Here is a 9,989-nt window from a genome sequence, read left to right on the forward strand (position 1 = left end):
TACAATCCCCATAGCGCCATCCCCGTCTCACGGCTTCGCTCAATCCGGCTTCAATGAGGTCCTTCCGGATGAGGGCCTTCACACGTTCCGTCGCGACCGGACCTCACAGAACCCTCCAGATTCCTCCGATCGGGCTTTCGTGATTCACTTCATGCATGACTGTGCCGCCCGGTGGTTCCGCCAAGCCCCTGTCCCAAAAAGCCCTACGCTAGTTCGTTTCAGATCTGGCCGGCAGGCTCTAGCGAGTGGAGAAGGAACTCTTACAATTGCGGACCCACCATCAGGCTCTGCAGGAGCAGGTCGAGCGGCTGCGCCTTGCCAACAGCCCCCTGCACGCCAGCAACTAGGCTTTGAAGGGGATGTGTCGCAAATTCAGCCGGGGGCCGAAGGGCTGAGCAGCGCTCGCCGAGAGTTTATGCGGCGAGCTCCCAGCTCAGAGGCGACACGTGCTTGAGCACCTCAGGCGGAATAATCCGGCTCTGATGGCGTATACCCGCCATCCTCCGTGACGACTGATAAACTGGCTTCTTACTCGAAGGCGATCCAGCACCTGCAGAAGGAAGACCTACTGCCGAAAAATGTCGAACACCGCACGTCGAAATATCCCAACAACATCATCGAGGCAGACCAACCACGATGCGCCCAAACGCGTGATCCGGCCGGCACGCGGCTTTCAGAGCATGAAAACGGCGCTTGTGACAATCAAAGGCTTCTGGGCACTGCCTCCTGCAGCGGCAGGCGAAGTTCGCCTGGTCAATCGACTCTTCGGTCTCGCCGCTTGAAAACAGCTTCCGAGTAGGGCTCGTTAAGCCCTTTCCTGACTACTGCAACAGAGCCCTCTACGGCAGTGTTAAGAGCTTGCAATTCTAAGCAAAATGCTTATCATACTGATCGGTACATTTTGCTGTTGCGCTTCGCACCAGCGAGGCAGTCCAGTTAAGGAGTGGGAGAGCTATGGGCCGCCACCGCGAATTCGATCCTGACGAGGCCCTGCACATCGCGCTTCAGGTTTTCCGGCGGCACGGCTATGAGGGCACGTCCATATCCGACCTGACGGATGCCATGGGCATCACACGCCCGAGCCTTTACGCTGCATTCGGCAACAAGGAAGATCTCTTCCGTCGGACTCTCGACCTCTACGAGCGCCAGCACCTGTGCTTTGCGCACGGGGCCCTTCAGGCATCGACGGCACGGGAGGCGGTCGAGCGGCTCCTGCGCGGCTATGCAGATGTGCTGACCGACCCTATGAACCCTCCCGGCTGTCTTGGCGTGAACGGAGCCGTGGCCTGTAGCGAGGCAAGCGAAGCCATCCGCGAGGAGCTCATCGCGCGTCGGATGGTCAACGAAAACAATCTACGCGACCGTCTTGAGCGGGCACGTTCCAGCGGCGATTTCCCCGAGGACGAGGATCCGGCCGATTGGGCGCGCTATGTCGTGTCGATCGGCCTTGGAATGGCGGTCAAGGCTGCGTCGGGGGCCTCGCGCGAGGAGCTCTATCGCGTGGTAGACTTCGCTCTTCGGGGCTGGCCAACGACATTGGCCTGAAGGTCGGAATGTTCCTGCGCCCTTCAGCTGGACGACTTGCTTTTACGATCAACGGCAAGGTTGAACGGAATGGCAGCCGTTCCAAAGTTCACCGTGCCCTCGATCATACCGCCCGGAAGGGCGGGCATGCCGTCAACCTCGATCCAGAGCGCCTCTCCATCCGCTGAAAGGATTTCGCCCGGAGCAACAGGGACCGAGCCCAACGTTGTCGTTGCTCCATTGCCAAGTGAGGCGACGATCCGGGAGTGCCGGGCGCCGGACACCGTTATCCCTGCGAACAGGATTCGTTCCGCGCTCCGATTTTCCAGTACGAAGACAATCTGTGCCCGGTCGCCCGACTCCACGGGCGAGATACGCACATCCGTCAGAACAACATCATTCGTAATTCGGTAGTCTTCTTCGGCCTTAACGCCTTCCAACGGTGAGCTCATGGCGAGCAGCAGTGCAGACGCCACAGCAGGTCCGAGGATTCTTCTAAATCGATCCATGAATGGTGTTCCATCGCCTGTGCAGGATTGGCAGAGGAGCGCCGTCACAAGCGGCGCCCCGATCATTCGTTCAGCTCACCGGTTCCTTCACCAGGTGCGCACTCGCAGTCGAGCCTGGTGCAGCCTGTTCAGATTGACGTTGAAGACGGCGGTTCCCCGTGAACCGGCGCAACAGGACGTAGAAGACCGGGGTGAAGAAGAGGCCGAATGCCGTCACGCCGATCATGCCTGAGAATACGGCCACACCCATAGCAGCCCGCATCTCGGCCCCTGCACCCGTCGACACCACCAGCGGTACGACGCCCATGATGAAGGCGAGCGAAGTCATCAGGATCGGCCGCAGCCGCAGTCGACTCGCTTCGATCGCGGCCTCTACCGGAGTGCGGCCCTCGAACTCGAGCTCACGGGCGAACTCCACAATCAGGATCGCGTTCTTGGCCGAGAGGCCGACCAGGACAATGAGCCCGATTTGGGTGAACACATTGTTGTCGCCTGCCGTCAGCCACACGCCAACCAAAGCCGCAAGCAACGCCAGCGGGACGATCAGGATGATCGACACCGGAAGCATCAGGCTCTCGTACTGCGCCGCCAGCACCAGGAAGACGAGTAGGATGGCGATCGGAAAGACCAGGATCCCCGAGTTGCCAGCCAGAATTTCCTGGTAGGTCAGCTCAGTCCACTCGGCCCTGAACCCCTTCGGCAAGGTCTCAGCCGCAATCCGCTCGACTGCTGCCTGTGCCTGACCCGACGAGTATCCCGGAGCTGCCTGTCCGTTGACGTCCGCCGACAGGAAGCCGTTGTAGCGCATGGCACGCTCCGGCCCCACGCTTGACTGGATGTTCAGCAGGGCCGTGAGCGGAACCATCTCGCCTGAGGTTGACTGGACCTTGAGGTAGCCGACGTCCTCGGCCCGCGCCCGGAAAGGAGCATCCGCCTGTACCCGCACCGAGTAGGTCCGTCCGAATTTGTTGAAATCGTTCACATAGACCGAGCCGAGATAGATCTGGAGCGTGCTGAACACTTCGGAAATCGGGACACCGAGCTGACGCGCCTTGGCGCGATCAACATCCGCATAGAGCTGGGGCACGTTGATCGAATAGCTTGAGAACAGTCCCGCAAGCTCGGGCGCCGCCGAGGCCTTGGCCAAGAAATCCTTCGTGGCCCGGTCGAGCGCCTCGTATCCCAAGCCGGCCTGATCCTCGATCTGCAGCTTGAAGCCGCCGATCGTGCCCAGCCCCTGCACCGGCGGGGGCGGGAACATCGCGATCACGGCCTCCGAGATGGCGGCGAACTGCTGGTTCAGCTGGCCCGCGATCGCTCCGGCAGCGAGGCTCGGGTCCCGCCGTTGTTCGAACGGCTTGAGGGTCAGGAAAACGATGCCCGCATTCGAGCTATTGGTGAACCCATTGATCGACAGGCCGGGGAACGCTACGGCGTTCTCGACGCCGGGGTGCTTCAGTCCGATGGCGGTCATCCGTCGGATGACGTCCTCGGTCCGATCAAGGGTGGCCGCATCCGGCAATTGGGCGAAGCCGACAAGATACTGCTTGTCCTGCGCAGGCACGAAGCCTCCCGGTACTGTCTTGAACAAGAAGCCCGTCGCACCCAGCAGGGCGACGTAGACCAGCAACATCAGAGCCTTCGTCGAGATGGCACGCCTCACACCAGTGCCATAGGCATCCGACCCGCGCTGGAAGAGCGCATTGAAACGGCGGAACAGCCGCCCGAACACTGCATCGATCACCCGGGTCAGGCGGTCCTTCGGCGCATGGTGACCGCGAAGTAGGAGTGCCGCCAAAGCCGGCGACAAGGTCAGTGAATTAATCGCTGAGATGACCGTCGAGATCGCAATGGTGACGGCAAACTGCTTGTAGAACTGTCCGGTCAGGCCACTGATGAACGCTAACGGGATGAACACTGCCACCAGAACTAATGCGATGGCAATAATCGGCCCCGAGACCTCCTGCATCGCACGGTAGGTCGCCTCGCGGGGGCTCAGCCCCTTCTCGATGTTCCGCTCCACGTTCTCGACCACCACGATGGCATCATCAACCACGATGCCGATGGCCAGCACCAGACCGAACAGGCTCAGGGCATTGATGGAGAAGCCCAGGACATGCAGGACTGCGAACGTGCCGACGATCGAGACTGGAACGGCGGCGAGCGGGATGATGGAGGCCCGCCACGTCTGCAGGAACAGAACCACCACGAGCACCACCAGCAGCACGGCCTCGAGCAGCGTATGGACCACTGCGTCGATCGAGGCGCGCACGAACTCGGTTGTGTCGTAGACGATCCGGAAGTCGACGCCCTCCGGCATATTGGCCTTGATGGCGGCCATCTCCGCCTGGACCTTGTCGGCGATCTCGATGGCGTTCGATCCCGGCGCCTGCAAGACAGGAATGGCCACGGCCGGCTTGTTGTTCAGGAGAGACCGCAAGGCGTAGTCGGCAGCGCCGAGTTCAATGCGGGCGATGTCACGCAGGCGGGTGATCTCCCCGTTCGCGCCGGTCTTGATAATGATGTCGCCGAACTGCTCCTCATCCTGAAGGCGGCCCTGCGCATTGATCGACAGTTGATGATCAACTCCCGGCACACCCGGCGAGGCGCCCACGACGCCCGCGGCCGCCTGCACGTTCTGGGCCCGGATCTCGTTGACGACATCGCCGGCGGACAGGCCATGTTCGGCAATCTTCTGCGGATCGAGCCAGACCCGCATGGAATAATCGCCGGATCCGAACAGCTGGACCTGACCAACGCCCTGGATACGGGCGAGCCGGTCCTTGACGTTGAGGGCAGCGTAGTTGCGCAGATAGGTGACATCATAGCGCCCGTCGGGCGACAGCAGGTGGACGACCATCATCAGATCGGGTGAGCTCTTCACCGTGGTGACGCCCAAGCGCCGCACCTCCTCAGGCAATCGGGGCTCGGCCTGCGAGACCCGGTTCTGGACGAGTTGTTGCGCCTTGTCGGGATCGGTGCCGAGGGCGAAGGTCACTGTCAGGGTCAGCACACCGTCCGTGGTTGCTTGGCTGCCCATATAGAGCATGTCCTCGACACCATTGATGGCCTCCTCAATCGGGGCGGCCACGGTCTCGGAGATGACCTTTGGATTCGCGCCTGGATATTGCGCTCGGACGACCACCTGCGGCGGCACGACCTCGGGGTATTCCGAGATCGGCAGGATCCGCAGGGCCAGCAGGCCGACCACGAAGATGAGCACCGACAGGACCCCGGCAAAGACTGGGCGGTCGATGAAGAAGCGGGAGATGTTCATGGCGTCGGCCCTCAAGCCCGGGGAATACGATCAGTTCGCCGCGGAAGCGGTAGAATTGCGTGTCTGAAGTGCGGCAGATGCATCGGGCTGCGGCGCGACCAGGGCTCCGGGGCGGACCTTCTGCAGACCGTCGACGACGATCCGTTCCCCTGCGTTCAGACCGCTGGTGACGATGCGTCCCCCGTCTACGGCAGCCCCGAGTTTGATCTCGCGGTAAGTCGCCTTGTGATTTGGATCGACGACCAGCACGTACTTCTTGTCCTGATCGACCCCGACGGCCCTCTCGGGCACGACCACCGCAGGGGTTGTCTTGGCCTGCCCGAGGCGAACGCGGGCAAACTGGCCCGGCATCAGGCGATCGTCGGCATTGTCGAGCATTGCTCGTACCCGCACCGTACCGCTGGCGCCATTGACCGTATGGTCGATGAGTTGCAGCTTGCCGCGCACGACTTCGGCCTCCGGCCCGGAACGCATCTCGACCGGGATGCGGGCGAGATGATCACGCCGGTCACCGCCAGCCGGCAGCGTCGCAAGTGCCCGCTGGACCGCGTGCTCATCGGCATCGAAGCTCACATAGATCGGGTTGGTTGAGACGATCGTCGTCAGGATTGGTGCGCCGGATCCGCCATTGACGAGATTACCGGCGGTGACCTCGATTTTACCGATCCGTCCCGAGATTGGCGCGCGCACTTCGGTATAGGACAGGTTGAGACGAGCGGTCGTTGCCGCCGCTTGCGCCGCACGCAGACTGGCCTCCGCCTCGCGTAAGCTGTTCTCGCGCGTGTCAAGGTCGCGTTGTGTGATGGTCTGGTTGGCCGTCAGCTTCCTGCCGCGATCCAGTTCATTGCGAGCGAAAGCAATCCTTGCCTCGGCCGCACTGACCTGCGCCTCCGCCCGCTCGACTTCGGCACGATACGGTTCGGGGTCAATGGTGAGGAGAAGATCTCCGTGCCTTACCAAAGATCCTTCGCGGAAATGAACGGCCTGGATGGCGCCTGGAACGCGGGGACGCAGGTCGACGCGCTCGATCGCCTCAAGGCGGCCTGAAAACTCCTGCCATAGCGTAAGCTCGTGCCTGCCTACGGCGACCACAGTCGCAGGCGTGGCAGATGGCGCCGGTCCCGTGTCGCTTCCCTGGGTGCTCGTGCTGCCGATGACAAACCAGAGCGCTGCACCACCAAGGAGCAGAGCGATTATCCTGGAGGAGGTGTGTGGAACAGACTTGGGGAACTCTGTCATGGGTGAGCGATCCATTCGAAAGGCCATCAGACGGCCTGCTTGAAGTCAGTACTATACCGCTTGGTATAATACCGCTTGGTATCTTTCGAAAGGGGGGTGCTGGAACATTTTGGATCGAGCGGTATAAAAACCACACTGCGAGGCTTGGGCGAGCGATCTCCATGTGTGCTGGCGCACCTGCCAAATCCCTGCCGCCGCGGGAGGCGGCGGCGCTGAGCGTGGAGTGCTTATCTCTGCCAAATGTCTAGGGTGTCGAGTATGAAACCCTGGATCGAAAATCGCTCATGCTTATCTCGCGACGCTATTGAGCTAGGCTTCGAAGAGTCCGAAAGGGAAACCAAACCGCAGCAGCTCACCGGGTTCCGTCGCAAATCCGGAGTAGGGACGAGATGTAACAGGTGCTTTGAACCGCGCTCAGGCGGCGAGGAGGTGAAACTGCTCGGCCAACCGAGATGCCGCGCTCGACCATCATCTCCTCGAGGTTTCTCAGACTCAGGTTATAGGCTAGATACCGCCGTGGGCAGAGCAGGATCACCGAGCGATCGAAATGACGGCCTTTGAACATCTGAACCTCCGGAGTTTGCCGGAGGCAGAGGCCAAACTTTGTTAGAGTTTGCGACGGAACCGTTTTAAGTGCTGCGCCGGTGCGCAGATCGTTCGCCTGAAGAAGGGCGAAATGCCCTTGGCGACACTTGAGCAGGCACCGGTGGCAGAAGCGGCGTAAAAAAGGGCGGTCATGGCGACCGCCCTTCTACTTTGCCCGGTGGCGAGGTTATTACCAGCCGCCGTAATAGCCCGGCCCATAGTAGGGTCGGTCATAGCCGTAATCATAGGTTCTGACGACCCGACGCGGACGATAAACAGGGCGCGGCTCTTCATAATACCGCACCACACGCCGCTCCCGATAAACCGGTCTGGCGTAGTATCCGTCATCATAGCCATAGCGGTACGCCGTGACTGGTGCGGCATAGCCATACGGGCTTGGAGCCGCATAGGCTTGAGAGGCAGCTCCAGCGATGATGGCGCCGGCGGCCAAACCCACGACACCGGCGGCCACTGCAGCTCCGGCCCCCCGTCTGGAACGAGCCTCGGCATCCGATGCCGAGAAGCTACCAAGGGCCAGGACGCCTGCTGCGGCAAGAATTGCGACCTTACGCATCTGAAATCTCCAGAACAGTTCAAAGCCTGAGAACGCAAAACACCAATTGGCAATGATGACATCACCTTCACGCTGAATATCGTCTGAACCAAAGTACCCTGAGCTGTTTAGTACCCGATCGGCGCAGCGCCAAGGGGAGGGGGTGGGGGCGCTGCGGGTACCGTTGCAGTAAGTTGGCTCCGGCAACACGAACCCTTCCGAAGCGATTTATCAGGCGGCAAGACCGAACAGCTTATTGATGAGACAGATTTCGCCTGTCGCTCCTGGCTGTATCAGGAGGCGTTGGCCGCGGCGGATCATGCGCATGACCTCAAAGCCCTTCAAGGTCGCGGCGGCAGTTTTCATCATCCGGAATTCGCGGGTCGGCCGGATCAGCGCTTGAGTGCCCCATGATCTGCCTCGATGACGTTGTTCAAGTATTTCGATATCCGATGCTCAACATCTGCCGGCAGCAGATCTTTGCTCTCTAGTCGCTGGATCGTCGTGGGATGGAGAGCATGAGGAGTTGTGGGGCAGTTAGGCGGCTGCTTGACTCTGATCTCTGTTATCGTCGTTCATCAAGCCGGGGTACCAGTGCTCGAATGTGGCACGCAGCGAGCCATCCAGGGTCCTGGTCCGCGTCTGCAGGAGCAGATGAGCTCCGCGGCGGCTCCACTGCATCTGCTGCTTCTTGGCAAAGCGCTTGCTGACCACCGCATTCACCGTCGCCTCGACAAAGGCCGAGGAGATCCGCTCCCCAGACCGGTAGCGCTCACCATAGTTGATCAGGCTGGCCTCATTGCTGGCGATATAGACCTGGAACTCCCGCATGGCCGTCTTGAACTTGCGCAGGTTGGGATAGCGACTGTCGAGAGCTTCGAGATTGAGCAGCAGATCATCGATGACCTCGCGAGCCCGATACGTGTTGCCATGCCAGAGGAACCACTTGATCCGGCGCAGTTCATCCAGAGCCGCCATTCCAGCTTCCTTGTCATGGTGCACCAGGCCCTGGGCGAACTGCCGCAGGACCGTGATCCGCATGGTGATGTGGAACCAATCGAGGACGTGCTCGCTACACGGACTGATCCGCTCGGCGAGGGAGCGGACCTCGTCCCCGCCGTCGGTGATGAAGGTCAGATCCTGATCCGCCTGGAAGCCCTGGCGGCGGAGGTGATCGATGATGCGACGCTGCGGCTTGCGATCATAGCCATGGACGAAGCCGATGTACCGAGCCCCCCTCTTCGGGCATGGACCGACCGACGATCAGTTCGAAATTCCGCTTTCTGTCGCGCCAGTCGCGGATGTAGCCGCCGTCGAGGCCGATGACCATCCGTCCATCGGGAATCGGCAGATCCTCCCAATCGCGAGGGTCTGTGCCCTCCGAAAACGAGGTCCGCTGCTCAGCGAGATCGGCCTCTATCCGCTCGGCGGTGCGGAGCACATGCTGACGTACCGTCGTTGCATTGACGCCGCTCACGACAGGCAGGACATCGGCCAGAAGTTCTGCCGCTGCCGCATAGGGCACAAGCGAGGCCCAGTGGGTCTCGAGGTACAGGCGCTCCGGCGCAACATGGTCAGGCAGCAACTGCGTCAGAGGGGAGATCGTTGCCGGACCGTTGGTCTGCCGCTCCTTGGGAACGTAGAAGCGTGGGCTCTTGAGCTGGACATCGCCGAACAGGGTCCGAAAGGTGACCGGGTAGCTGCCCTTGCACCGGAGCTTGCGACCGCTGACCTGCATGGGATCCCTGTGGGTTCTCGGGAAAGCCGAAGCACCGTCATCATCCGATCAACGGGATCTACGGCCTCACCACTGTTGATGCATGGGGTCGAGATACTCGGCGTTCCTTAGTCGCTCGTTGACGTCCTTGCAGGAGAACGGCTTGCCCTGCCACCCTTGGTGCACCTCAAGGCGCTCGAGAGGGTTCTGTTGCAGCTTTGAACATTGTTCCGCCTCAGCTACGACAGTAGGGGGCAGCGCAAGATGTGTTCCTGATTGAGCGCCGGCATTATCAACCAAACACAGCTACCTTCGAGAGAAGGTCGATCCCGCCGTCCTTCGATCGGCGCATCTCGCGTCCCACCGCGGAGCGGAAAACGGCTGGAAGTTGGAGCGCAGGCGGTATTCTCGCCCACAACGTCTTGGTCACCGGCCGTCCTTTGCGTGTGCGTCGCGGCGCCTGGCCTGTGACGACACGCTGCGACCAGCGAAAGCCGATCTCATTGAAGTACAGATCCGCGTGATGCGGGCTGATGTGATGGAACACACCCGAGACGGTGCGGCGGATGCGATCGTTGAAGCCCT

At 61.1% G+C, this 9,989-nt stretch carries 6 protein-coding genes and 4 pseudogenes; 2 read left to right on the forward strand and 8 right to left on the reverse strand.

All coding sequences use genetic code 11. The features are described from left to right. Positions 1-502: 502 nt before the first annotated feature. Both ACS5Q1_RS44195 and ACS5Q1_RS44200 read left to right on the forward strand, forming a co-directional pair. A pseudogene (locus ACS5Q1_RS44195) lies at positions 503-799 on the forward strand (DDE-type integrase/transposase/recombinase); the annotation flags it as partial. A 155-nt stretch (positions 800-954) separates the two neighbouring features. Beyond that, entirely contained in the window at positions 955-1,545 is a 591-nt protein-coding gene (locus ACS5Q1_RS44200) for a TetR/AcrR family transcriptional regulator (RefSeq protein WP_473104169.1), read from the forward strand. 23 nt (positions 1,546-1,568) lie between these two features. On the opposite strand, the gene ACS5Q1_RS44205 is transcribed toward ACS5Q1_RS44200, so the two are convergent. The 8 genes and pseudogenes from ACS5Q1_RS44205 to ACS5Q1_RS44240 form a co-directional block, all read right to left on the reverse strand. Then, a complete protein-coding gene (locus ACS5Q1_RS44205) occupies positions 1,569-2,033 on the reverse strand; it encodes a hypothetical protein (protein ID WP_473104170.1) in 465 nt (154 codons plus the stop codon). A gap of 70 nt (positions 2,034-2,103) precedes the next feature. Continuing rightward, the gene (locus tag ACS5Q1_RS44210) at positions 2,104-5,310 is read right to left on the reverse strand and encodes an efflux RND transporter permease subunit (RefSeq protein ID WP_473104171.1); all 3,207 of its coding nucleotides are present in this window, start codon (positions 5,308-5,310) and stop codon (positions 2,104-2,106) included. Between the two features lie 30 nt (positions 5,311-5,340). Next, positions 5,341-6,549 (reverse strand): efflux RND transporter periplasmic adaptor subunit, encoded by a 1,209-nt coding sequence (locus ACS5Q1_RS44215; RefSeq protein WP_473104172.1) that lies wholly within the window; start codon positions 6,547-6,549, stop codon positions 5,341-5,343. A gap of 445 nt (positions 6,550-6,994) precedes the next feature. Next, positions 6,995-7,114 (reverse strand): annotated as a pseudogene (locus ACS5Q1_RS44220) (IS6 family transposase); the annotation flags it as partial. Positions 7,115-7,324: 210 nt separating this feature from the next. Further along, on the reverse strand, positions 7,325-7,708 hold the full coding sequence (locus ACS5Q1_RS44225) for a hypothetical protein (RefSeq protein WP_473104173.1): 384 nt from the start codon (positions 7,706-7,708) through the stop codon (positions 7,325-7,327). 281 nt (positions 7,709-7,989) lie between these two features. Next, positions 7,990-8,187: pseudogene (locus ACS5Q1_RS44230) on the reverse strand (DDE-type integrase/transposase/recombinase); the annotation flags it as partial. A gap of 37 nt (positions 8,188-8,224) precedes the next feature. Next, a pseudogene (locus tag ACS5Q1_RS44235) lies at positions 8,225-9,413 on the reverse strand (ISKra4 family transposase); the annotation flags it as partial. Between the two features lie 283 nt (positions 9,414-9,696). Then, positions 9,697-9,989 (reverse strand): transposase (locus ACS5Q1_RS44240; protein ID WP_473104174.1); only part of this gene is annotated, 293 nt, incomplete at its 5' end.

Source organism: Microvirga sp. GN3 (assembly GCF_055792825.1).

Bases quoted from the DNA above. Each gene is read 5' to 3' on its own strand.
- ACS5Q1_RS44200 (WP_473104169.1), top strand. From the start codon at position 955: ATGGGCCGCCACCGCGAATTCGATCCTGACGAGGCCCTGCACATCGCG.
- ACS5Q1_RS44205 (WP_473104170.1), bottom strand. From the start codon at position 2,033: ATGGATCGATTTAGAAGAATCCTCGGACCTGCTGTGGCGTCTGCACTG.
- ACS5Q1_RS44210 (WP_473104171.1), bottom strand. From the start codon at position 5,310: ATGAACATCTCCCGCTTCTTCATCGACCGCCCAGTCTTTGCCGGGGTC.
- ACS5Q1_RS44215 (WP_473104172.1), bottom strand. From the start codon at position 6,549: ATGACAGAGTTCCCCAAGTCTGTTCCACACACCTCCTCCAGGATAATC.
- ACS5Q1_RS44225 (WP_473104173.1), bottom strand. From the start codon at position 7,708: ATGCGTAAGGTCGCAATTCTTGCCGCAGCAGGCGTCCTGGCCCTTGGT.